The sequence below is a fragment of the Hydrogenophaga sp. PML113 genome (genome assembly GCF_001777155.1).
GTDB lineage: Bacteria > Pseudomonadota > Gammaproteobacteria > Burkholderiales > Burkholderiaceae_C > Hydrogenophaga > Hydrogenophaga borbori.
Map to the genome: position 1 here is coordinate 444471 of NZ_MIYM01000004.1, position 22727 is coordinate 467197.

The following is a 22727-nucleotide window of genomic DNA, read 5'->3' on the forward strand; positions in this document are numbered from 1 at the left end:
GCGCCAGCCGCTCAGTCGAGTCGGCCGTGGCAGTGCTTGTACTTTTTGCCGCTGCCGCAGGGGCAAGGATCGTTGCGCCCCACGCGTGGCACCTCGCCCGCCATCGCCTGGGCGACGGCGGCCTCGGGGCGGGTCTCGGCCTCACCGGTCTCGGTGGGCGCCGTGTAGGTGACGTTGCTGATGGCCTCGGCGCGCTCTTCCATCTGCTCGGCCGCCTGCGAGATCTGCTCAGCCGATTGAACGCGCACGTTCATGAGGATGCGGGTGACGTCGTTCTTCACCGAGTCGAGCAGCTGGCCGAACAACAGGAAGGCCTCGCGCTTGTATTCCTGCTTGGGCTGCTTCTGCGCGTAGCCGCGCAGGTGGATGCCCTGGCGCAGGTAGTCCAGCGCGGCGATGTGCTCGCGCCACTGCGAATCGATGGTCTGCAGCAGCACCACGCGCTCGAACGAGGTGAAGTTCTGCTCGCCAACCTGGTCGACCTTGGACTCGAACACCGCCTTAGCGGCCTCGCGCACGCGCTCGGCGATGTTCTCCGCCTCGACCGCCTCCGCCCCGGCCACCCAACTCGCGAGCGGCACGTCCACCGCCCACTCCTCGCGCAGCGCCTTCTCCAGGCCGGGCAGGTCCCACTGCTCTTCCACGCTTTCCTCGGGCACGTACTGGTGCACCAGGTCGGTCATGGCGCCGTCGCGCAGCGCGTCGATCTGCGCGCGCAGGTCCTGCGCGTCGAGGATGTCGTTGCGCTGCTGGTAGATGACCTTGCGCTGGTCGTTGGCGACGTCGTCGTACTCCAGCAGTTGCTTGCGGATGTCGAAGTTGCGCGCTTCCACCTTGCGCTGCGCGCTTTCGATGCTGCGCGTGACGATGCCGGCCTCGATGGCCTCGCCCTCGGGCATCTTCAGGCGGTCCATGATGGCGCGCACGCGGTCGCCCGCGAAGATGCGCATCAGCGGATCGTCCAGGCTCAGGTAGAAGCGGCTGGACCCCGGGTCGCCCTGGCGGCCCGAGCGGCCGCGCAGCTGGTTGTCGATGCGGCGCGACTCGTGGCGTTCGGTGGCGATGATGCGCAGGCCACCCAGTGCCACCACCTTTTCGTGGTCGGCCTGCCACTGCGCGCGCAGCGCCTCGGCGCGCGCGGCGCGGGTGGCCTCATCCAGCGAGGGATCGGCCATCACGGCCTCGACCATCTTCTCGAGGTTGCCGCCGAGCACGATGTCGGTGCCGCGGCCCGCCATGTTGGTGGCGATGGTGATGGCGCCCGGACGGCCGGCCTGCGCGATGATGTCCGCCTCGCGCGCGTGCTGCTTGGCGTTCAGCACCTGGTGCGGCAGCTTCGCCGCTTCGAGCAACTGGGCAATGATCTCGGAGTTTTCGATCGACGAGGTGCCCACCAGCACCGGCTGGCCGCGCTCGTGGCACTCGCGAATGTCGGCGATCGCAGCGTCGTACTTTTCCTTGGTGGTCTTGTAGACGCGGTCGAGTTGGTCCTGGCGCTTGCTGACGCGGTTGGGCGGAATCACCACCGTCTCCAGGCCGTAGATCTCCTGGAATTCGTAGGCCTCGGTGTCGGCAGTGCCGGTCATGCCCGAGAGCTTGCCGTACAGGCGGAAGTAGTTCTGGAACGTGATGGAGGCCAGGGTCTGGTTCTCGGGCTGGATGCCCACGCCCTCCTTCGCCTCCACCGCCTGGTGCAGGCCATCGCTCCAGCGGCGGCCGGCCATCAGGCGGCCGGTGAACTCGTCGACGATGACGATCTCGCCGTTTTGGTTCACGTAGTGCTGGTCGCGGTGGAACAGGTGGTGCGCCTTGAGCGAGGTCACCAGGTGGTGCAGCAGCGCGATGTTCGAGGGGTCGTACAGCGAGGCGCCTTCGGGCAGCAGGCCGGCCTTGGACAGCAGGGCCTCGGCGTTCTCGTGACCCTGTTCGGTGAGGTGCACCGAGCGCGCCTTCTCGTCGAGCGTGAAGTCGCCCGGCTTGATCACGCCCTCGCCGGTGCGCGGATCGGCCTCGCCTTCCTGGCGGCTGAGGTGCGGCACCAGGCGGTTGATGGCCACATAGACGGCCGTCTGGTCCTCGGCCTGGCCGCTGATGATCAGCGGCGTGCGGGCCTCGTCGATCAGGATGGAGTCCACCTCGTCGACGATCGCGTAGTGCAAGGGGCGCTGCACGCGGTCCGCGGCCTCATAGACCATGTTGTCGCGCAGGTAGTCGAAGCCGTACTCGTTGTTGGTGCCGTAGGTGATGTCGGCGCGGTAGGCGGCCTGCTTCTCCTCGCGCTGCATCTGCGGCAGGTTCACGCCCACCGTCAGGCCGAGGAAGTTGTAGAGCTTGCCCATCCACTGGGCGTCGCGGTTGGCCAGGTAGTCATTGACCGTCACCACGTGCACGCCCTGGCCAGCCAGCGCGTTCAGGTAGACCGGCAACGTGGCCGTGAGCGTCTTGCCCTCGCCGGTGCGCATCTCGGCGATCTTGCCGCTGTGCAGGGCGATGCCACCCATGAGCTGCACGTCGAAGTGGCGCATCTTCATGACGCGCTTGCTGGCCTCGCGCACGACCGCGAAGGCCTCGGGCAGGAGGGCATCCAGCGTCTCGCCCTGCGCCAGGCGTTGGCGGAAGACCTCGGTCTTGGCCTTGAGTTCGTCGTCGCCGAGCTTCTCGAACTGCGGCTCCAGGGCATTGATGCGCTCGACCGTTTTGCGGAACTGCTTGAGCAGGCGGTCGTTACGGCTTCCGAAGAGCTTGGTGAGGAAATTGGTGGCCATATGAGGGCGTCCGGGAGGCCAGGCTGCGAGGCCCTGGCGTGGACAGCAAGGATCGATCGGAAGGACGCTTGCGCGCCCACGGCCTGCGACAACGGGGCACAAGGCCTCTACATGCCGGCGAACACGCGGCTTTCAAGCGCGAAACCGGCATTTTAGCGGCCGGCCCCGGTGCGCTTCAGCGCGTGCGTGGGGCGTTCGGCCCGGGCGGCGAGCGGGCCAGGGTTTCGCCGGCCTGCAGGAATTTCTGCGGGTTCTGCGGCACGCCCGCCACCCACACCTCGAAGTGCAGGTGCGGGCCGGTGGAGCGCCCGGTCGAGCCGACCTCGGCGATCTTCTGGCCGCGTTTGACGATGTCGCCCTTCTTCACGAAGACCTTGGAGGTGTGGGCGTAGCGCGTCACCAGGTCGTTGCCGTGGTCGATCTCCACCAGGTTGCCATAGGCGGCGTGGTACTCCTGCGCGATGACCACGCCACCGGCGGCGGCCACGATGGGCGTGCCCGTCTCCGCGGGAAAGTCCAGGCCCGTGTGCAGGGCCGACTGGCCGTTGATCGGGTCGATGCGGAAGCCGAAGCCCGAGCCCACCCGCCCGTCCGCCACAGGCTTTTCCGTCGGTATCAGGGTGCTCTGGATCTTCTGGTCGAAGAGGCGCGACTCGATCGCGGTGAGCCAGTCCACGCGGGCGCCGCTGCCGGCGTCCGCCGCCTCCATCTCGCGCGCGAGCTCCTCCAGCGTGAGCGAGCGGTTGGAGACCAGCACACCGCCCGAACCGGGCAGGGGCGGCCGCGCCTGCGCGGGCTCCAGGCCGGCCAGGCCGGCGACGCGCTCACCGAGCGAGTCGATCTGCATCATGCGCGCTTGCATCTCGCCGAGCTTGCGCGCCATCGCGTCGAGGTTGGCGCGCAGGTAGGCGTCGCGTTGGCCGGGATCGTCGCGGTGCACCAGGCGCGCCACCGAAGCGAAGCCGGGCCAGCCCTGGCGAATGCCCTCCAGGAACACCCAGTGGTAGGTGGCCACCGCGCCGAACATGAGGCCCAGCACGGCCAGCACGGCCACGGCGATCAGCTTCCAGCCGTTCAGGTGCAGGGCCTGGCGGCGGGCGAGCCAAGCGTCGGTGATGATGATGTGCACGGCTCTGTTCCTTTGCTGAGCGACCCGCTCGACGCGGCACGACCGACTCGGTCAGAATGACCGCATGCCGACCCGACAATCCCCCTCCGTCTTCAGCCTGCAGGAGGCCGTTGGCGCCGCGCCTGGCCTGGCCGAACTGCAGGCCAGGATCCGCCAGTCGCAGCGCTGTCTCGATCTTGTTCGGGAGCGCATTCCCCATGCCCTGCGCACCCAGGTCACCGCCGGGCCCCTGCAGGACGCCGAGTGGTGCCTGCTGGTTCGCAGCAGCGCGGCGGCGGCCAAATTGCGGCAGCTGCTGCCCGCGCTGCGTGACGCATTGCACGAAAGCGGGGCGCAGGTTAGCGCAATCCGCATCAAAGTCCAAACGCCAGGCCGATGAGCGCGCCCGCCGGGAGACCGGGTGGTGCCGCTTGTCCGACTCGAACGGACGACCTATCGCTTACAAGGCGATTGCTCTACCAACTGAGCTAAAGCGGCCGGGGCAGCGATTCTAGGTTCACTTCACTCGCTTGAGCTGCGGCCGGCCACCCGGACGGCCAGGGCCATCACCGCCCGGCTCGGGCGGGGTCGGGTCGTCGGGCGTGACAGCCCGCAGCGAGGACGGCGGGGCAGGTTCCGCAGCCGCCGGCGGCTGCGAGGGCGCCGGCGCGGGAAAGGCCATGCCCTGCCCGTTCTCGCGCGCGTAGATCGCGATGACGTGGGTGATCGGCACCACGATCTCCCGCGACACGCCGCCGAAACGCGCCTTGAAGGTGATGTACTCGTTGTCCAGGCGCAGGTCCTTGGTGGCCTCCATGCTCACGTTGAGCACGATCTCGCCGTTGCGCACGAACTCCATCGGCACCTGCACCGAGGCATCCACGTGCACGGCGATGTAAGGCGAGTACCCGTTGTCGCTGCACCATTCGTACAGCGCCCGGATGAGGTAGGGGCGGGTCGACGGGACCGGTGGCTCTGCCTGGGTCATGGCGCTGCGGCGGAACGGGCGCGCCTTACTTGCGCATGACCTTCTCGGACGGCGTCAGCGCCTCGATGTAGGCCGGGCGCGAGAAGATGCGCTCCGCGTACTTCAGCAGCGGCGCGGCGTTCTTGCTGAGCTCGATGCCGTAGAAGTCCAGGCGCCACAGCAGCGGCGCAATCGCCACATCGAGCATGGAGAAGTTGTCGCCCAGCATGAACTTGTTCTTCATGAACACGGGCGCGAGCTGCGTGAGGCGGTCGCGGATGTGCGAGCGGGCCTTTTCCAGCGCCTTGTCGTTGCCCTTGCTGGTACGCGATTCGAGCACCGACACGTGCGTGAACAGTTCCTTCTCGAAGTTGAGCAGGAACAGGCGCACGCGTGCGCGGTCCACCGGGTCGCCCGGCATGAGCTGCGGGTGCGGGAAGCGCTCGTCGATGTACTCGTTGATGATGTTCGACTCGTACAGGATCAGGTCGCGCTCGACCAGGATCGGCACCTGGCCGTACGGGTTCATCACGGCGATGTCTTCGGGCTTGTTGTACAAGTCGACGTCGCGGATCTCGAAGTCCATGCCCTTTTCGAACAGCACGAAGCGGCAGCGGTGCGAATAGGGGCAGGTGGTGCCCGAGTACAAAACCATCATGGTTGGCGTCTCCTGAAACAGAAAACAGTGGCTTGCGATTGTGCCGCTTGGGCACCGCAAGCCACTGTGGGCGACAAGGGGTGGGTTGCACCCCGAGACGAAGGCTTACTTGACGTCTTTCCAGTACGCGGCGTTGAGGCGCCAGGCGACAACGGTGAAGAAGCCGAGGAAGATCAGCACCCACACGCCGATCCGCACGCGGTTCTTCGCGGCGGGCTCGGCCATCCACTGGAGGTAGGCCACCAGGTCGCCGACGTTCTGGTCGTACTGGGCCTGGGTCATGGTGCCCGGCTTGACCTGTTCCCAGCCGCGCAGCACCTCGACTTCGTGGCCGTGGCTCTCCACCTTGTCGTAGACGGGCTTGCGCTCGCCCTGCAGCTCCCACAGGGGGTGCGGCATGCCGATGTTGGGGAAGGCTTTGTTGTTCCAGCCGGTGGGCTTGGTGTCGTCGCGGTAGTAGGTGCGCAGCAGGGTGTAGAGGTAGTCAGGGCCGCTGCCGGCCGAGCTGGCGCGCGAACGGGCCACCAGGGTCAGGTCGGGCGGCACCTTGCCGAACCAGTCTTTGGCCATCTTGGGGTCGATGGCCGCCTTCATGGTGTCGCCGATCTTGTCGGTGGCGAAGGTGAGGTTTTCGGCGATCTGCTTGTCGTTCAGGCCGATGTCGCGCAGGCGGTTGTAGCGCATGAAGGCCGCCGAGTGGCAGTTCAGGCAGTAGTTGACGAACAGCTTGGCGCCGTTCTGCAGCGCGGCCATGTCGTTGGTGCGTTGCGGGGCGCGGTCCAGCGGGATGCCGGCGCCGGCGGCCAGGGCGGCGCCGCTCAGGCCCAGGGACAACGCGATGCCCAGAAGAATCTTTTTCATAACGTTCGCTCTCCGGATGTCGTCGCGTTGGCTCAGTGCGGCTGGAAGGTCACCCGGTCGGGGACCGGCTTGAACTCGCCCAGGCGGCTCCACCACGGCATCAGCAGGAAGAAGCCGAAGTAGAACAGGGTGCCCACCTGCGACACGCGCTCGCCGATCGGCGAGGGCGCCTGGATGCCCAGGTAGCCCAGCACGAAGAAGTTGATGACGAACACGGTGTAGAGCCACTTGTTCCAGCTCGGGCGGTAGCGGATCGACTTGACCGGGCTGTTGTCGAGCCAGGGCAGGAAGAACAGGATGATCACGGCGGCGCCCATGACGATCACGCCCCAGAACTTGGCGTCGTAGGTCAGCATGGCGGCCGACACCAGCAGGGCGGCGACCACGATCACGCCCTTGAGCGCCGCGTTGACGCGGGCCTTGATCAGGCCGAACACGGCGGCCAGCACCACGCAGGCGACCAGCACGTACATGAACTCGGCGGTGATGGCGCGCAGCATCGAATAGAACGGCGTGAAGTACCAGACCGGCGCGATGTGCAGCGGCGTGGTCAGCGGGTCGGCCGGGATGAAGTTGTTGAACTCCAGGAAGTAGCCGCCGAACTCGGGCGCGAAGAACACCACGGCCGAGAACACCATCAGGAAGACCGCCACGCCCAGAATGTCGTGCACGGTGTAGTAGGGGTGGAAGGGGATGCCGTCGACCGGCTTGCCCGAAGCGTCCTTGTTGGCCTTGATCTCCACGCCGTCGGGGTTGTTGGAACCCACTTCGTGCAGGGCGATGAGGTGCGCCACCACCAGGCCCAGCAGCACCAGCGGCACCGCGATGACGTGGAAGCTGAAGAAGCGGTTCAGCGTGGCGTCGCCCACCACGTAGTCGCCGCGGATCAGCAGGGCCAGGTCAGGGCCGATGTAGGGAATGGCGGAGAACAGGTTCACGATCACCTGGGCGCCCCAGTAGGACATCTGGCCCCAGGGCAGCAGGTAGCCCATGAAGGCCTCGGCCATCAGGCACAGGAAAATCGCGCAGCCGAACACCCAGACCAGCTCGCGCGGCTTGCGGTAGCTGCCGTACAGCAGGCCGCGGAACATGTGCAGGTAGACCACCACGAAGAACGCCGAGGCGCCGGTGGAGTGCATGTAGCGGATCAGCCAGCCCCAGGGCACGTCGCGCATGATGTACTCGACCGAGGCGAAGGCCACGTTCGCGTCGGGCTTGTAGTGCATCACCAGAAAGATGCCGGTGACGATCTGGATGACCAGCACCAGCAGCGCCAGCGAACCGAAGAAGTACCAGAAGTTGAAGTTCTTCGGCGCGTAGTACTCGGCGAGGTGCTCGTTGTAGAGCTTGGAGAGCGGGAACCGGTTGTCGACCCAGTTCAGCGCTTTCTGGCTCAGCGGTGCGTCGGGGGAGATTTCTTTGAATTCGGCCATGGCTTGCGTGCCTCGATGTTCCGTGGGTGTTCAGGCTCGATGGCGCGGCCTCAGGCCGGCTTTTCCTCGCCGATCAGCAGCATGTTGTCGGAGACGTAGTAATGCGGCGGGATCTCGAGGTTGTCGGGCGCGGGCTTGTTCTGGAACACGCGGCCGGCCAGGTCGAAGGTCGAGCCGTGGCAGGCGCAGAGGAAGCCACCCAGCCAGTTGTCCGGCAGCGAGGGCTGCGGGCCGGGCGTGAACTTGTCGCCAGGCGAGCAGCCCAGGTGGGTGCAGATGCCGATGGCCACGAGGATTTCGGGCTTGATCGAGCGGGTGCGGTTCTTCGCGTACTCGGGCGTGGGGAACGCGGTGCGCTCGGACTTCGGGTCGGCCAGCTGGGCCTCGTCCTTCTCCAGCGTCGCCAGCTGCTCGGGCGTGCGGCGCATCACCCACACCGGCTTGCCGCGCCATTCCACGATGCGCTTCTCGCCCGGGGCGATGGTGGAGACGTCCACCTGAACCGCCGCGCCTGCAGCCTTGGCGCGCTCGGACGGCTGGAAGGAACTCACGAAGGGCACGGCGACAGCCGCGGCACCCACGCCACCCATGGCGCAGGAGGTGATCAGCCAGGTCCGGCGACTGTTGTCCACAGCGGCCTTGCCTTGGTTGGCGGGAGCTTCACTCATGGGGGACTTTCTCGTCTTGCGGGAGGGGAATCAGGGACAACCCGGCATTGTACTGGACCATGTCAAGGGTCCAGCCGGGTTTTGCCCGGGGCCCGCGACCGGGGCGCGCCGGAATTCGCGTGTGACAATGCGCGCCCGACCACTACCCCCCGGAGAAGGCACATGGGCATGATGCAGGAGTTCAAGGAATTCGCCGTCAAGGGCAATGTCATCGATCTGGCCGTGGGCGTGATCATCGGCGGCGCCTTCGGCAAGATCGTCGGCTCGCTGGTGGACGACGTGATCATGCCGGTGGTGGGCCTGGTGTTCGGCAAGCTTGACTTCAGCAACCTGTTCCTGGTGCTGGGCACGGCACCGGAGGGCACGGCCCGCACCCTGGCGGCCATGAAACAGGCCGGCGTGCCGGTGCTGGCCTATGGCAGCTTCATCACCGTGGCCATCAACTTCTTCATCCTGGCGTTCATCATTTTCCTGATGATCAAGCAGGTCAACCGCCTCAAGCGCGAGACCCCGCCGGCCCCCCCGGCACCGCCCGCCGCGCCGCCCGAGGACATCGTCCTGCTGCGCGAGATCCGCGACAGCCTCAAGAAGTAAGGCCGGCACCCTCCGGGGCCGCGGCCATCGCGGCGTCGATGGCCGCCAGCAGGCTGTCCGCGCTGGCGCGCCCGCTGCCGGCGATGTCGAACGCCGTGCCATGGTCCGGGCTGGTGCGCACGAACGGCAGGCCCAGGGTGGTGTTCACGCCGTGCTCCAGGCCCAGCAGCTTCACGGGAATGAGCCCCTGGTCGTGGTACATCGCCACGACCACGTCGAAGGCGCCCTGGCGCGCCCGCATGAACACGGTGTCCGGCGCGTGCGGCCCGCTGGCCGCGATGCCCTGGTCGCGCGCCGCCCGCACAGCGGGTTCGATCGCTTCGATCTCCTCGCGCCCGAACAGCCCGCCCTCTCCCGCGTGCGGGTTCAGCCCAGCCACCGCAATGCGGGGCTGCGCCAGGCCGGCGCGGCGGAAATGGGCGTCGGTGATGCGGATGGTCTCCAGCACACCCTCTGTCGTCACCGCGGCCAGGGCATCGCGCAGCGAGACGTGGATGCTCACCAGCACCGTGGCCAGGCCAGGCGCGCTGAGCATCATGCGCACCGGCAATGCCGCCACGGGCACGCCCTGGTGCCGCGCCGCGAGGGCCTGCAGCAACTCGGTGTGGCCGGGGTAGGGTTCGCCGGCCGCCGCCAGCGCCTCCTTGTGGATCGGTGCCGTGACCAGGGCGCGCGCCCGGCCGTCCAGCGCCGCCTGGGCCCCCTGGCGAATGGCCGCCGCCGCCGCCCGGCCCGCCGCCGCGCTCACCTGGCCCCAGGCGGGTGGCGCCAGGGCGTCGCCCGCCTGCCACACGCCCACGGCGCCGGGCGGCAGCCCGGCCCATTGGGCGGGTTCTTCCAGCTCGGCCAGCACCAGGCCGCCCTCGGCCGAGTCGGGCACCACGCCCAGCCACGCCGCGCGCCGCAGACAGGCCATGTCGCCCACCACCACCACCTCGCGCCGCAGCGCGGGCCGCTCGCGCAAGGCGCGCCACACGATCTCGGGGCCGATGCCCGCGGGATCGCCCATGCTGATCAGGACCGGGCGCTTCGCCATCACGCGGGGTTGGGAATGTCGATGAAGCGGTGCTCGAGACCCAGCGCCGAGGCCACGTGGGCGGCGACGGCGGGGGCGCCGTAGCGCTCGCTGGCGTGGTGCCCGCAGGCCAGGTAGGCCACGCCGCATTCGCGGGCGTAGTGGGCCTGGGGCTCGGAGATCTCGCCGGTGATGAAGGCGTCGGCGCCGGCCGCGATGGCGGCCTCGAAATAGCCCTGGGCCCCGCCCGTGCACAGCCCGATGCGGCGCACCGTGTGGCCCGGCGGCGCCACCAGCGTCACCGGCCGGCCCAGGGCCTGTTCCACATGGGCCGCCAGCGCCTCGGCCGGCGCCGCGGGGCGCTGCCCCATGAAGCCCAGCGATTGGTCGCCGAAGCGCACACCGTCCTCCAGCGCGATGTCCAGCACCCGGGCGAGTTGCGCGTTGTTGCCCAGCGTGGGGTGGGCGTCCAGCGGCAGGTGGTAGGCGATCAGGTTGATGTCGTGCGCCAGCAGGCGCGACAGGCGCTGCTTCATCCAGCCGGTGACCCGCCCGTCCTGGCCGCGCCAGAACAGCCCGTGGTGCACGAAGATGGCGTCGGCTTGCATCTCGATCGCGGCCTCGATCAGCGCCAGGCTGGCGGTGACGCCGCTGATCAGCCGGCGAACCTGCGCCCGCCCCTCCACCTGCAGGCCATTGGGCCCGTAGTCCTTGAACGGCGCGGGCTGCAGCAAGGCGTCGAAGGCGTGGACCAGGGTGTCTCGGTTGGTGCTCATGGGGAAAGCCTGCGCGCGGCGGCTTGAAATGCGGCATTCTGACAGCCACATATCCCTCAGCCGAATGCGGGACAATTCCGCCCTTTCCTCCGCCGACTTTTCCATGAAACGACTCTGGCTCGTGTTTGCCCAAACCGTTACCGTGCTGGTGGCGGTGTTCTTCGTGGTGGCCACGCTGCAGCCGCAGTGGTTGGGCCGGCGCTCGCTGCCCTCGGTGGTGCCGGTGTTCGAGGCGCCGTCCAGCGCGCCCGCCGCGGCCGACCCGGGCACCGTGAGCCTGCGCGCCGCCGCCAAGACCGCCTCGCCGCCGGTGGTGAGCATCAACACCAGCAAGGCGCCCGCCAACAACCCGCACAGCGTCGACCCCTGGTTCCGCTTCTTCTTCGGCGACCAGGCCAACAGCCAACCGCAGACCGGCCTGGGCTCGGGCGTGATCGTCAGCCCCGCCGGCTACGTGCTCACCAACAACCACGTGGTCGAAGAAGCCGACGAGATTCAGGTGAGCCTGAACGACGGCCGTCAGGCCGCCGCCAAGGTGATCGGCACCGACCCCGAGACCGATCTCGCGGTGCTCAAGATCGAGCTGACCGACCTCCCGGTCATCACCCTGGGCAATTCCGACGCCCTGCAGGTCGGCGACCCGGTGCTGGCGATCGGCAACCCCTTCGGCGTGGGCCAGACCGTCACCAGCGGCATCGTCAGCGCCCTGGGCCGCACCCAGCTCGGCATCAACACCTTCGAGAACTTCATCCAGACCGACGCGGCCATCAACCCGGGCAACTCGGGCGGCGCCCTGGTCGACGTGCAAGGGCACCTGATGGGCATCAACACCGCCATCTACTCGCGCTCGGGCGGCTCCATGGGCATCGGCTTCGCCATCCCCACGTCCACCGCGCGCAGCGTGATGGAAGCCATCGTCAAAGAGGGCAAGGTCACGCGGGGCTGGATCGGCGTGGAGCCGCAGGACCTCACGCCCGAACTCGCCGAGAGCTTCGGCGTGGGCCGGCGCAGCGGCGTCATCATCACCGGTGTGCTGCAGAACGGCCCGGCGGCCCAGGCCGGCATTCGCCCGGGCGACGTGATCACGGCCGTGAAGGGCCAGGAAGTGAAGAACGTGCCGCAGCTGCTGGCCGCCGTGGCGGCGCTGCCGCCGGGCGAGAAGGCCCGCCTCGACGTGCTGCGCCGCGACGCCTCGATGCAGATCGAGGTGACACCAGGCCGGCGCAACATCGCGCAGCAGACCATCAACCGCCGCTGAGGCCCGTGGCCTGCGCCGCGTCCGCCGTCAGGAGGCGGTCTTCTCGTCGCTGGCTTCTTCGCCCTCGGCCTGTGTGCGCTTGACGAACACCTGCGCGCCCCAAATGCCGGCTTCATAGAGCACGATCATGGGCACCGCCAGCGCCAGTTGCGAGATCACGTCGGGCGGCGTGACGATCGCGGCGACGATGAAGGCGATGACGATGAAGTAGCCGCGGAAGTCCCGCAGCTTCTGCACCGACACCATGCCCATCTTCACCAGCAGCATCACCACGATGGGCACCTGGAACGCCAGGCCGAAAGCCAGGTACAGGCCCAGGATCGCCTCCACGTAGGACGCGATGTCGGGCGTAGCAGCCACACTGGCGGGCGTGAACTTCTGGATGAAGCCGAACATCTTGTCGAGCACGAAGAACTGCACGAACGCGATGCCCGCGTAGGCCAGCAGGCTGCCCAGGATGATCAGCGGCACGGCGAACCGCTTCTCGTGGCTGTACAGGCCCGGCGCGATGAAGGACCAGAGCTGGTACATCCACCAGGGCAGCGACAGCAGCACCGCCGCCATGGCCAGCACCTTCAACGGCACGAAGAAGGGCGAGAACACGCCCACGGCGATCAGTCGCGCTTCGGGCGGCATGTGGGCGCGGATGGGAATGGCGATCAGGTCGATGAGACCGCTGGGGCCGGGCCACAGGGCCAGTGCGGCCATGCACACGGCCAGGCCGATGATGCTGTAGATCAGGCGGTCGCGCAGCTCCATCAGGTGCTGCACGAAAGGCTGTTCGGTACCGGCCAGCTCGTCGTCGGAATCGGGCTTGTTGGACATCAGGGCTTGCTGGACGGGCGGGGCCGGAAACGCGCCACGCGCGCGGCGCCCGACTGGGTGCGGGTGCGCACGCCCGTGCGCGCCTTGAACCACTGCGGCACGGCCTTCTGCTTCAGGCGGAAGTTCTTCTTCGGGTGCCGGTAGACCGGGTACACCCCTTGCCCGATGGCGTTCATGGCGTCCGCCTCGGTGGGCTCGCGCAGGGGTTCGTTGTCGAGGCCGGCGGTGGCGTCCGACCAGGATTTCTCGAAATCACTGGCGCCAGACTCCACGGAGGACTGCACGTCGCGCGCCGCGGTCTCCACCGAGTCCTTCATCTTCTTGAGCTCTTCGAGCTCCATGGACCGGTTGACCTCGGCCTTGACGTCGGCCACGTAGCGCTGGGCCTTGCCCAGCAGGGCGCCCACGGTGCGCGCCACGCGCGGCAGCTTCTCGGGGCCGATGACGACGAGCGCCACCGCGCCGATGAGCGCGAGCTTGGATATGCCGAGGTCGATCATGGATCAGCCGCTGCGCCAGCGGCCCCGCCCGGAACGCCCGCGGGGATCACGGGCCAGGAAGGGGCGCGGGCGAGACGCCTCAGCTCTTTTGCTTGGCTTCGACGTCGATGGTGCCCTTGTCCGCAGAGCTGTTCTGCGTGACCTGGGCCGTGGGCGCGGCGGTGGTGTCGGCGGCGTTCTGGCCACCTTCCTTCATGCCGTCCTTGAAGCCCTTGACGGCGCCACCGAGGTCGGAGCCGATGTTCTTGAGTTTCTTGGTCCCGAACACCATGACCACGATGAGCAGCACGATGAGCCAGTGCCAGATGGAAAACGTACCCATGTCAATCTCCAGAGAGGTGGGGTGAGCGCGCGCGCAATCCTGGGATTCTAAGCCGCCACCCGGGGTTCAACCGGCCGTCCCGGCATGACACAGCGGGCCGCAGGGATCAGCCCCGGGCCCAGGGGCGGGGACCGCCGATCACGTGCAGGTGCAGGTGGTGGACTTCCTGGCCACCCTCCTGGCCCGTGTTGCACACGATGCGGAATCCGCCTTCGGGATAGGGGTTGCAGCCCTGCTCCATCGCCAGCCTGGGGGCCAGGGTGAGCAAGCGGCCCATCAGGCGCTCGTGCTCGGGCCCGACCTGGGCCATGGACGGGATGTGCGCCTTGGGCACCATGAGAAAGTGCACCGGCGCCCAGGGATTGATGTCGTGGAAGGCGAACACCTCCTCGTCCTCGTAGACCTTGCGGGACGGGATCTGGCCGGCGACGATCTTGCAGAAGATGCAGTTCGGGTCGTGTGCGCTCATGTGTCGGTGGCCTTATTGCGGCATGGGGCGGTTGGCGTTCATGTTCACCATGCCCTTGACGATGCGGTAGAGGAACCAGATCGAGATCAGGCACCAGGCGATCCAGCCGGGCACGAAGAGCAGCAGCCAGAGCGGGATCGTCACCACGTACAGGATGGCCGCCCAGATGACCGAGCGGATGCGCCAGGAGAAGTGGCTGGCCTGCCAGGTGCCGGCGGCCTCGCCCTGCTTCACCAGGTCGATGATCAGCGCCACGATGAGCAGCGCGATGCCCGGCTGCGCCGAGGGCAACACCGCGCCCACCGCCACGATGAGGTGCAGGATGTAGCTGAGCCAGCCCACGCTCTTGAGCGACTGGGCTTTCTCGCTGTCGGTGGTTTCCACGTCGATCACGTCGCTCACGGCATCACTCCTTCGCTTCGCGTTCGCGCACCTTGCGCAGGGCTTTCTCTTCCAGGCCGCTCAGGCCTTCGCGGCGCACCAGCTCGGCCACCACGTCGGACGGCCCGAGCCCGAAATGGGCCAGGGCGATCATGCTGTGGAACCAGAGGTCGGCGGTTTCGTTCACCAGCTTCTGGCGGTCGCCGCCGCCGTGCTCCAGGTCCTTGGCGGCCATCACGGCCTCGGTCGCTTCCTCGCCGATTTTCTTGAGGAAGGCCTCGGGGCCCTTGTGCAGCAGGCGCGCGACGTAGCTTTTCTCGGGATCGCCACCGTTCGCGGGCTTGCGGCTCTCGATCACGGCGGCCAGACGGGCCAGGTCGTCGGTGCTGGTCAATTGGATACCTCCGCGCAGCGCGCTGCGGTGCGAGCGACTTCGGGCGGCCGTGCGTCGCTCATGGCCTATTTGTAGATGGATTCCGGGTCTTTCAAGACCGGTTCCACGGTGACCCATTGGCCGTTCTCGTGGCGCTGGAAGAAACAGCTGTGCCGGCCGGTGTGGCAGGCGATGCCCGGCTCGTGCCCGAGCTGCGTGACCTTGAGCAACACCACGTCGTTGTCGCAGTCCAGGCGGATGTCGTGCACGGTCTGCACGTGACCGGACTCCTCGCCCTTGAACCAGAGCTTGCGGCGCGAGCGGCTGTAGTACACCGCCCGGCCCAGTTCGGCGGTCTTCTGCAGCGCCTCGCGGTTCATCCAGGCGAACATCAGCACATCGCCGGTGGCGGCTTCCTGCGCGATCACGGGCACCAGGCCCTGCTCGTCCCATTTCACGGCGTCGAGCCAGTCCATCACAACCTCACCGGAATGCCGCGCTCGGCCATGCGGGCCTTGGCCTGCGCGACCGTGTATTCACCGTAGTGGAAGATGCTGGCGGCCAGCACCGCGTCGGCGCCGCCTTGCTGCACGCCGTCGGCCAGATGGTCCAGGTTGCCCACGCCGCCGGAGGCGATGACGGGCACGCTCACCGCGTCGGCCACGGCGCGCGTGAGCGCCAGATCGAAACCCGACTTGGTGCCGTCGCGGTCCATGCTGGTGAGCAGGATCTCGCCGGCGCCGAAATCGGCCATCTGCCTGGCCCAGGCCACGGCGTCGAGGCCGGTGTTCTTGCGCCCGCCGTGGCTGTAGACGTCCCAGCCCTGGCCGTCGGCGCGGCGCTTGGCGTCGATGGCGACCACGATGCACTGCGCGCCGTACTTGTCGGAGGCGTCGCGGATGACCTGCGGGTTGGCGATGGCCGCCGAATTGAAGCTGGTCTTGTCGGCGCCCGCGTTGAGCAAGCGGCGCACGTCTTCCACGGTGCGCACACCGCCGCCCACGGTGAGCGGGATGAAGACCTGCGAGGCCACGGCCTCGATGATGGGCAGGATCAGGTCGCGGCCGTCGCTGGTGGCGGTGATGTCGAGGAAGGTGAGCTCGTCGGCGCCCTGCTCGTTGTAGCGCGCCGCGATTTCCACCGGGTCGCCCGCGTCGCGCAGTTCGACGAAGTTCACGCCCTTGACGACGCGGCCACCGGTGACGTCCAGGCAGGGGATGATGCGTTTGGCGAGCATCAGGTCTCAGCCATTCAATTCGTCCGCGAGCTTCTGCGCGGCCTCGAAATCGAGGTCCCCGCTGTAGATGGAGCGGCCGCAGATCACGCCCTCCACGCCCTCGTCTTCCACCGCGCAGAGCTGGCGGATGTCGTCGAGCTTGGACAGGCCACCCGAGGCGATAACCGGGATGGACAGGGACTGCGCCAGCTTGACCGTGGCCTCGATGTTGATGCCGCTGAGCATGCCATCGCGCCCGATGTCGGTGTAGATGACGGATTCGACGCCGTAGTCTTCGAACTTCTTCGCCAGGTCGACCACCTCGTGGCCGGTGAGCTTGCTCCAGCCGTCGGTAGCGACCTTGCCATCCTTGGCGTCCAGGCCCACGATGATGTGGCCGCCGAAGGCCGTGCAGGCGTCCTGCAGGAAGCCGGGGTTCTTCACCGCCGCGGTGCCGATGATCACGTAGCGCAGGCCGGCGTCGAGGTAGCGCTCGATGGTGTCGAGGTCGCGGATGCCGCCGCCGAGCTGCACATCCACCTCGCTGCCGATCTCTTTGAGGATGGCACGGATGGCCTGCTCGTTCTTCGGCTTGCCCGCGAAGGCGCCGTTCAGGTCGACCAGGTGCACGCGGCGCGCGCCCTTGTCGACCCAGTTGCGCGCCATGGCGGCCGGGTCGTCACTGAACACCGTGGATTGGTCCATGTCGCCCTGTTTGAGGCGAACGCAGTGGCCGTCCTTGAGGTCGATGGCGGGAATCAGCAGCATGGTCTTGGGCAGGCGCGGGTGCGCGGCTCAGGGGTTCCAGTGGAGGAAGTTGCGGTAGAGCGCGAGGCCTTGGTCCGCGCTCTTTTCGGGGTGGAACTGGGTCGCAAAAATGTTAGCGCGCGACACCGCGGCTGCAAAGCGGCCGCCGTAGTCCGCTTCGCCGACCACGTGCTCGGGCCGCTCGGGCCGCGCATAGTAGCTGTGCACGAAATAGAAGTAGGCCCCGTCGGCGATGCCCGCCCACAAGGGGTGCACGCCGCGTCCCAGGTCGTGGAAGACCTGGTTCCAGCCCATCTGCGGCACCTTGTAGCGGCTGCCGTCGGGCTGGCGCTGGCCTTCCAGCTCGAAGCGCACCACCCGGCCGGGAATCAGGCCCAGGCCTTCGGTGGGCCCTTCGTCGCTGCGGTCCAGCAGCATCTGCATGCCCACGCAGACGCCGAACAGGGGTTTGTGCGCGCAGGCGTGCAGCACCGCGTCCTTCAGGCCCGAGGCCGCGAGCGCGCGCATGCAGTCGCCCATGTGGCCCTGGCCAGGCAGCACCACGCGCTCGGCGGCCATCACGTCTTCGGGGCGCTGGGTCACGACCACTTCCACGCCGCTGCCGCGCGCGGCATGCAGCACGGCCTGCGAGACCGAACGCAGATTGCCGCTCTCGTAGTCGACGACGGCGACCGTCCTGGCTTTCATCACGGGGAAAGGAACGGGTTCAGAGCGAACCTTTGGTGGAGGGGATCACGTCGCCCAGGCGGGGATCGCGCTCGAGGGCGAAACGCACGGCGCGCGCGAAGGCCTTGAACACCGTCTCGGCCTGGTGGTGCGCGTTCTCGCCGTGCAGGTTGTCCACGTGCAGCGTGACACCGGCGTGGTTGACGAAGCCCTGGAAGAACTCGTAGGTGAGCTGGGTGTCGAAGGCGCCGATCATGCCGGCCTTGAAGGGCACGCGCATGTGCAGGCCGGGGCGGCCGGAGAAGTCGATCACCACGCGCGAGAGCGCCTCGTCGAGCGGCACGTAGGCGTGGCCGTAGCGGCGAATGCCCTTCTTGTCGCCCACGGCCTTGGCGAAGGCCTGGCCCAGGCTGATGCCCACGTCCTCCACGGTGTGGTGGCCATCGATGTGCAGGTCGCCCTTGGCGATGATCTCCAGATCGATCAGGCCGTGGCGCGCGATCTGGTCGAGCATGTGGTCGAAGAAACCAATGCCGGTGGACAGCACGGCGACGCCGCTGCCGTCCAGGTTGATGCGCACGCCGATCTGCGTTTCGTTGGTGTTGCGCTGCACCTGGGCGGCGCGGTCATTCGGACCCGGCGGGGGAAAAGTGGGCGTGGTGGAGGTCATATGGCGGTCTGCAGGGCCTGGATGAGCCGGGCATTCTCGTCGGGGGTACCCACGGTGAGCCGCAGGCACTGGGCCAGCAGCGGGTGCATTTTAGAAACATTCTTCACGAGCAAACCGCGTGCCTTGAGGCCGTCGAAGGCGCGCTGCGCGTCGGGCACGCGCACCAGCACCATGTTGGCCTCGCTGGCGAAGGCCTGGACGCCGGGCAGGCGGGCCAGCGCGGCCATCAGCGCCTCGCGCTGCTCGCGGATCACGCCCGCCTGCTGGGCGAACACCTCGGCGTGCTCCAGCGCGAACAGCGCGCACTCCGCGTTGAGCACGCTCACGTTGTAAGGCGGGCGCAGCTTGTCGAACTCGTGCACCAGGGCCGCCGGGCCCAGCAGGTAGCCGATGCGCACGCCGGCCAGACCGAACTTGGAGAGCGTGCGCATGAGCAGCACGTGCGCGTTGGCCTCGGGCTGGACGCGCATCTCGTCCAACCAGGTGTGGCTGGAGAAGGGCTGGTAGGCCTCGTCCACCACCACCAGCCCGCCGAAGCGGGCGGCCTCGGCGATGAGGCGGCGCATGACGTCCGGGTCGAAGCGGTTGGCCGTGGGATTGTTCGGGTAGGCCAGGTAGGTGATGGCGGGCTGGTGCGCGCGCATCGCGGCCCGCATGGCGGCCTCGTCGAGTGCGAAGTCGGCGGTGAGCGGCACGCCGTGGAAGGCCAGGCCCTGCAATTGCGCGCTCATGGCGTACATCACGAAGCCGGGCAGCGGGGCCAGCAGGCTGGCGCCGGGCAGGTCGCAGCCCATGGCCAGCAGGGAGATCAGTTCGTCGGAGCCGTTGCCCAGCATCAGCGCGTGGCCGGCGGGCAGGTCAACGTAGCGCTCCAGCGCGCGCTTGAGTTCGTCGATGCGCGCGCCAGGGTAGCGGTTGATGGCCACGGCGCCCAGGCGCCGGCCCAGTTCGGCCTGCAGCTCGAGCGGCAGCGGGAAGGGGTTCTCCATCGCGTCCAGCTTGACCAGGCCGGCCGATTCCTGGATGGCGTAGGCCTGCATGGACTGGATGTCCTGGCGGATGCGCGCGAGCGGGTTGGGGTTCACGGGGCTGTTCATCGGGCATCGCCTCGCATCGGGGGCACGGTGGGCAGGCGCAGTTCGGCGGCGCGCGCGTGCGCCTGCAGGCCTTCGCCGTAGGCCAGTTCGGCGGCCACGGCGCCCAGGGTCTGCGCGCCCCGCTCGCTCACCTCGATCAGGCTGCTGCGCTTCTGGAAGTCGTAGACACCCAGCGGCGAGGAAAACCGCGCGGTGCCGCTGGTGGGCAGCACGTGGTTGGGGCCGGCGCAGTAGTCACCCAGGCTTTCGCTGGTGTAGGCCCCCAGGAAGATGGCGCCCGCGTGCTTGAGCAGCGGTTCCCAGCGGTGCGGCTCGGCGCTGGAGACCTCCAGGTGCTCGGGCGCGATGCGGTTGCTGATGGCGCAGGCCTCGTCCATGTCGCGCGTGAGGATGAGCGCGCCGCGGTCGTTGAGGCTTTTGGCGATGATGGCCGCGCGCGGCATGGTGGGCAGCAGGCGGTGGATCGCGACCTGCACGGCCTCGATGTAGGCCGCGTCGGGGCACAGCAGGATGCTCTGCGCGAGCTCGTCGTGCTCGGCCTGGCTGAACAGGTCCATGGCCACCCAGTCGGCCGGCGTGCTGCCGTCGGCCAGCACCAGGATTTCGCTCGGGCCCGCGATCATGTCGATGCCCACGGTGCCGAAGACGCGCTTCTTGGCGCTGGCCACGTAGGCGTTGCCCGGGCCGGTGATCTTGTCGACCTTGGGCACAGTGGCCGTGCCATAGGCCAGCGCGGCCACGGCCTGGGCGCCACCGATGGTGAAGGCGCGCGTGACACCGGCCACGTGGGCCGCCGCGAGCACGAGCTCGTTGCGCTCGCCGCGCGTGGCGGTGGCGGCGCCGCTGCCGCCTTCCACGCCACCGGTCGCCACGCTGCCGCGCACGGGCGTGGGCACCACCATGACGATCTCGGGCACGCCGGCCACGTGCGCGGGCACGGCGTTCATGATTAGGCTGGACGGATAGGCCGCCTTGCCGCCGGGCACGTAGATGCCCACGCGGTCCAGTGGCGTGACCTTCTGGCCGAGCAGGGTGCCGTCCTCGTCGCGGTAGCTCCAGCTCTCGCCGTTGGCCTTCTTCTGCGCCTCGTGGTAGCGCCGCACGCGCGCGGCCGCGGACTGCAGGGCTTCGCGCTGGGCGGCGGGCAAGGCGTCGAAGGCGGCCTTGAAATCGGCCTGGCTGAGTTCGAGCTCGGCCACGCCAGTGGCCCGCAGGCCGTCGAAGCGCGCGGTGTACTCCAGCACGGCGGCGTCGCCGCGCTGGCGCACATCGGCCAGGATGTCGGCCACCCGCTGCTCGATCGCGTGGTCCGTCTCGCTCGACCAATGCAGGCGCTCGGCAAAGCGCGCCTCGAAATCGGGCTGGGCGGTGGACAGGCGAAGGGGCTGGGCGGTCAGGGTCATGCGGTGGCGGGCTCCACGGCCCGGGCGAAGGCGTCGATGAGCGGGCGCAGCCGCGCCTGCTTGAGCTTGAGCGCGGCCTGGTTGACCACCAGGCGCGAGCTGATGTCCATGATGCGTTCGACCTCGATCAGGTTGTTGGCCTTGAGCGTGTTGCCGGTGGACACCAGGTCCACGATGGCGTCGGCCAGGCCGGTGAGCGGGGCCAGTTCCATGCTGCCGTAGAGCTTGATCAGGTCCACGTGCACGCCCTTGCTGGCGAAGAACTCGCGCGCGATGGCCGTGTACTTGGTGGCCACGCGCAGGCGCGAGCCCTGGCGCACGGCCGAGGCGTAGTCGAAGTCGGCCCGCACGGCCACGCTGACGCGGCAACGCGCGATGTTGAGGTCCAGCGGCTGGTACAGGCCCTGGCCGCCGTGCTCGATCAGCGTGTCCTTGCCGGTCACGCCGAGGTCGGCGCCGCCATGCTCCACGTAGGTGGGCACGTCGGTGGCGCGCACCAGCACCACGCGAACGTCTTCCTGGCTGGTGGGCAGGATGAGCTTGCGCGACTTCTCGGGGTCTTCGAGCACCTCGATGCCGGCCGCGCGCAGCAGCGGCAGGGTCTCGTCGAAGATGCGGCCCTTGGACAGGGCAAGCGTGATGGACGGGCTCATTTGACGCGCTCGATGTCGGCGCCGATGGCGCGCAGCTTCACTTCCATCTGGTCGTAACCGCGGTCCAGGTGGTAGATGCGGTCGACGGTGGTCTCGCCCTCGGCCACCAGGCCGGCGATCACCAGGCTGGCCGAGGCGCGCAGGTCGGTGGCCATCACGGTGGCGCCGGACAGGCGCGGCACCCCCTCCACCATCGCCACCTTGCCCTCGGTCTGGATGCGCGCGCCGAGGCGCACCAGCTCGTTCACGTGCATGAAGCGGTTTTCGAAAATGGTTTCGGTCACCTTGCTGGCGCCCTCGGCGATGCAGTTGACGGTCATGAACTGCGCCTGCATGTCGGTGGGAAAGCCCGGGTACTCGGTGGTGCGGAAGCTCTGCGCCTTCATACGGCCCGAGGCGCGGATGCGGATGAAAGGCCCGGCCGCGTTGGCGCCGGCCTCGATCTCCGCGCCCGCCTCGGTGAGCTTGTCGATCACCGCGTCCAGGTGGTCGGCGCGACCGCAGCGCAGCAGCACGTCGCCGCCGGTGGCGGCCACGGCGCACAGGAAGGTGCCGGCTTCGATGCGGTCGGCCACCACCTGGTGGTCGCAGCCGCCCAGGCGGTCCACGCCCTGTACGTGGATGCGGCTGGTGCCGTGGCCTTCGATCTTCGCGCCCATGCGGATCAGCATCTCGGCGAGGTCGGTCACCTCGGGCTCCTGGGCGGCGTTCTCCAGCAGGGTCTCGCCCTCGGCCAGGGCCGCGGCCATCAGGAAGTTCTCGGTGCCGGTGACGGTGACCATGTCGGTGGCGATGCGCGCGCCGTGCAGGCGCGCGCGACCCTGGGGCAGGCGCGCCACCATGTAGCCGTGCTCGACCACGATCTCCGCGCCCATGGCCTGCATGCCCTTGATGTGCTGGTCCACCGGGCGCGAGCCGATGGCGCAGCCGCCAGGCAGCGACACGCGCGCGCGCCCGAAGCGCGCCAGCAGCGGCCCCAGCACCAGCACCGAGGCGCGCATGGTCTTCACCAGGTCGTACGGCGCCTCGGGATTCAGGCCATCCGGCGCCTGCAGCCGGATGCCGCCGCGCTCGCCCAGCGTGTCGGTGCGCACGCCCATGTTGTTGAGCAGCTGGCGCATGGTGGCCACGTCGCGCAGGCGCGGCACGTTGGTCAGCGTCACCGCCTCGTCGGTGAGCAGGGCGGCGCACAGCTCGGGCAGCGCGGCGTTCTTGGCACCGGAAATCGGCACCTCGCCGCTGAGCTTGCGGCCGCCGCGGATCAGCAGTTTGTCCATGGTG

The 22727-nt window shown here is 68.4% G+C and carries 27 protein-coding genes and 1 tRNA gene; 3 read left to right on the plus strand and 25 right to left on the minus strand.

Going from position 1 to position 22727, the window contains the following annotated elements:
* Positions 1 to 11 precede the first annotated feature (11 nt).
* Both secA and BHU06_RS10585 read right to left on the minus strand, forming a co-directional pair.
* Positions 12 to 2765, minus strand: coding sequence for a preprotein translocase subunit SecA (gene secA, locus BHU06_RS10580; protein WP_070399122.1), 2754 nt, complete (start codon positions 2763 to 2765; stop codon positions 12 to 14).
* 175 nt (positions 2766 to 2940) lie between these two features.
* On the minus strand, positions 2941 to 3894 hold the full coding sequence (locus tag BHU06_RS10585) for a M23 family metallopeptidase (RefSeq protein WP_070399123.1): 954 nt from the start codon (positions 3892 to 3894) through the stop codon (positions 2941 to 2943).
* Between the two features lie 64 nt (positions 3895 to 3958).
* On the opposite strand from BHU06_RS10585, the gene BHU06_RS10590 reads away from it, so the two are divergent.
* Positions 3959 to 4273, plus strand: coding sequence for a DciA family protein (locus BHU06_RS10590; protein ID WP_070399124.1), 315 nt, complete (start codon positions 3959 to 3961; stop codon positions 4271 to 4273).
* 22 nt (positions 4274 to 4295) lie between these two features.
* Here BHU06_RS10590 and BHU06_RS10595 read toward each other — a convergent pair.
* From BHU06_RS10595 to petA, 6 genes are all read right to left on the minus strand, one after another.
* Positions 4296 to 4371: transfer RNA gene (locus tag BHU06_RS10595), tRNA-Thr, on the minus strand.
* 19 nt (positions 4372 to 4390) lie between these two features.
* Positions 4391 to 4861 carry a ClpXP protease specificity-enhancing factor gene (locus BHU06_RS10600; RefSeq protein ID WP_070399125.1) on the minus strand — a complete coding sequence of 157 codons (471 nt, stop codon included), beginning with the start codon at positions 4859 to 4861 and terminating at the stop codon, positions 4391 to 4393.
* A gap of 25 nt (positions 4862 to 4886) precedes the next feature.
* Positions 4887 to 5498, minus strand: a complete 612-nt coding sequence (locus BHU06_RS10605; RefSeq protein ID WP_070399126.1) for a glutathione S-transferase N-terminal domain-containing protein — start codon at positions 5496 to 5498, stop codon at positions 4887 to 4889.
* Positions 5499 to 5603: 105 nt separating this feature from the next.
* Positions 5604 to 6359, minus strand: a complete 756-nt coding sequence (locus BHU06_RS10610; RefSeq protein WP_070399127.1) for a cytochrome c1 — start codon at positions 6357 to 6359, stop codon at positions 5604 to 5606.
* A gap of 32 nt (positions 6360 to 6391) precedes the next feature.
* Complete coding sequence (locus BHU06_RS10615; RefSeq protein ID WP_070399128.1) at positions 6392 to 7792, minus strand: cytochrome bc complex cytochrome b subunit; 1401 nt, start codon at positions 7790 to 7792, stop codon at positions 6392 to 6394.
* A gap of 50 nt (positions 7793 to 7842) precedes the next feature.
* Positions 7843 to 8460: a ubiquinol-cytochrome c reductase iron-sulfur subunit gene (petA, locus tag BHU06_RS10620; protein ID WP_070399129.1), complete on the minus strand. Its 618-nt coding sequence runs from the start codon at positions 8458 to 8460 to the stop codon at positions 7843 to 7845.
* Positions 8461 to 8622: 162 nt separating this feature from the next.
* Here petA and mscL point away from each other — a divergent pair, with 162 nt between their 5' ends.
* On the plus strand, positions 8623 to 9054 hold the full coding sequence (gene mscL, locus BHU06_RS10625; protein ID WP_070399130.1) for a large conductance mechanosensitive channel protein MscL: 432 nt from the start codon (positions 8623 to 8625) through the stop codon (positions 9052 to 9054).
* Here mscL and pdxA read toward each other — a convergent pair.
* The gene (gene pdxA, locus BHU06_RS10630; protein ID WP_070399131.1) at positions 9044 to 10090 is read right to left on the minus strand and encodes a 4-hydroxythreonine-4-phosphate dehydrogenase PdxA; all 1047 of its coding nucleotides are present in this window, start codon (positions 10088 to 10090) and stop codon (positions 9044 to 9046) included. The two genes, mscL and pdxA, sit on opposite strands and share 11 nt — an antisense overlap.
* Positions 10090 to 10845 (minus strand): Nif3-like dinuclear metal center hexameric protein, encoded by a 756-nt coding sequence (locus BHU06_RS10635; protein ID WP_070399234.1) that lies wholly within the window; start codon positions 10843 to 10845, stop codon positions 10090 to 10092. Before BHU06_RS10635 ends, pdxA begins: the two co-directional genes overlap by 1 nt.
* A 103-nt stretch (positions 10846 to 10948) precedes the next feature.
* On the opposite strand from BHU06_RS10635, the gene BHU06_RS10640 reads away from it, so the two are divergent.
* Positions 10949 to 12103, plus strand: coding sequence for a Do family serine endopeptidase (locus BHU06_RS10640; RefSeq protein WP_070399235.1), 1155 nt, complete (start codon positions 10949 to 10951; stop codon positions 12101 to 12103).
* A 27-nt stretch (positions 12104 to 12130) separates the two neighbouring features.
* Here the strand turns inward: BHU06_RS10640 and tatC are convergent, their stop codons facing one another.
* The 15 genes from tatC to murA form a co-directional block, all read right to left on the minus strand.
* A complete protein-coding gene (tatC, locus tag BHU06_RS10645) occupies positions 12131 to 12928 on the minus strand; it encodes a twin-arginine translocase subunit TatC (RefSeq protein WP_070399132.1) in 798 nt (265 codons plus the stop codon).
* Positions 12928 to 13428, minus strand: coding sequence for a Sec-independent protein translocase protein TatB (tatB, locus tag BHU06_RS10650; RefSeq protein WP_070399133.1), 501 nt, complete (start codon positions 13426 to 13428; stop codon positions 12928 to 12930). The genes tatC and tatB overlap by 1 nt, the downstream gene beginning before the upstream one ends.
* Before the next feature lie 79 nt (positions 13429 to 13507).
* The gene (tatA, locus tag BHU06_RS10655; RefSeq protein WP_070399134.1) at positions 13508 to 13750 is read right to left on the minus strand and encodes a Sec-independent protein translocase subunit TatA; all 243 of its coding nucleotides are present in this window, start codon (positions 13748 to 13750) and stop codon (positions 13508 to 13510) included.
* A 106-nt stretch (positions 13751 to 13856) separates the two neighbouring features.
* A complete protein-coding gene (locus BHU06_RS10660; protein ID WP_070399135.1) occupies positions 13857 to 14219 on the minus strand; it encodes a histidine triad nucleotide-binding protein in 363 nt (120 codons plus the stop codon).
* A gap of 12 nt (positions 14220 to 14231) precedes the next feature.
* The gene (locus BHU06_RS10665; protein WP_070399136.1) at positions 14232 to 14621 is read right to left on the minus strand and encodes a hypothetical protein; all 390 of its coding nucleotides are present in this window, start codon (positions 14619 to 14621) and stop codon (positions 14232 to 14234) included.
* 4 nt (positions 14622 to 14625) lie between these two features.
* Entirely contained in the window at positions 14626 to 14994 is a 369-nt protein-coding gene (locus BHU06_RS10670) for a phosphoribosyl-ATP diphosphatase (protein WP_175442834.1), read from the minus strand.
* Between the two features lie 65 nt (positions 14995 to 15059).
* Positions 15060 to 15449: a phosphoribosyl-AMP cyclohydrolase gene (hisI, locus tag BHU06_RS10675; RefSeq protein ID WP_070399137.1), complete on the minus strand. Its 390-nt coding sequence runs from the start codon at positions 15447 to 15449 to the stop codon at positions 15060 to 15062.
* Positions 15449 to 16210: an imidazole glycerol phosphate synthase subunit HisF gene (gene hisF / locus BHU06_RS10680; protein ID WP_070399138.1), complete on the minus strand. Its 762-nt coding sequence runs from the start codon at positions 16208 to 16210 to the stop codon at positions 15449 to 15451. Before hisF ends, hisI begins: the two co-directional genes overlap by 1 nt.
* A 6-nt stretch (positions 16211 to 16216) precedes the next feature.
* A complete protein-coding gene (gene hisA / locus BHU06_RS10685; RefSeq protein WP_070399139.1) occupies positions 16217 to 16957 on the minus strand; it encodes a 1-(5-phosphoribosyl)-5-[(5-phosphoribosylamino)methylideneamino]imidazole-4-carboxamide isomerase in 741 nt (246 codons plus the stop codon).
* A gap of 27 nt (positions 16958 to 16984) precedes the next feature.
* Positions 16985 to 17644, minus strand: coding sequence for an imidazole glycerol phosphate synthase subunit HisH (hisH, locus tag BHU06_RS10690; protein WP_070399140.1), 660 nt, complete (start codon positions 17642 to 17644; stop codon positions 16985 to 16987).
* A 19-nt stretch (positions 17645 to 17663) separates the two neighbouring features.
* Positions 17664 to 18293: an imidazoleglycerol-phosphate dehydratase HisB gene (hisB, locus tag BHU06_RS10695; protein WP_070399141.1), complete on the minus strand. Its 630-nt coding sequence runs from the start codon at positions 18291 to 18293 to the stop codon at positions 17664 to 17666.
* Complete coding sequence (gene hisC, locus BHU06_RS10700; RefSeq protein WP_070399142.1) at positions 18290 to 19390, minus strand: histidinol-phosphate transaminase; 1101 nt, start codon at positions 19388 to 19390, stop codon at positions 18290 to 18292. The genes hisB and hisC overlap by 4 nt, the downstream gene beginning before the upstream one ends.
* Positions 19387 to 20793, minus strand: coding sequence for a histidinol dehydrogenase (gene hisD / locus BHU06_RS10705; RefSeq protein WP_070399143.1), 1407 nt, complete (start codon positions 20791 to 20793; stop codon positions 19387 to 19389). The genes hisC and hisD overlap by 4 nt, the downstream gene beginning before the upstream one ends.
* The gene (hisG, locus tag BHU06_RS10710) at positions 20790 to 21446 is read right to left on the minus strand and encodes an ATP phosphoribosyltransferase (RefSeq protein WP_070399144.1); all 657 of its coding nucleotides are present in this window, start codon (positions 21444 to 21446) and stop codon (positions 20790 to 20792) included. Before hisG ends, hisD begins: the two co-directional genes overlap by 4 nt.
* Positions 21443 to 22723, minus strand: coding sequence for a UDP-N-acetylglucosamine 1-carboxyvinyltransferase (gene murA / locus BHU06_RS10715; protein ID WP_070399145.1), 1281 nt, complete (start codon positions 22721 to 22723; stop codon positions 21443 to 21445). Before murA ends, hisG begins: the two co-directional genes overlap by 4 nt.
* Positions 22724 to 22727 lie beyond the last annotated feature (4 nt).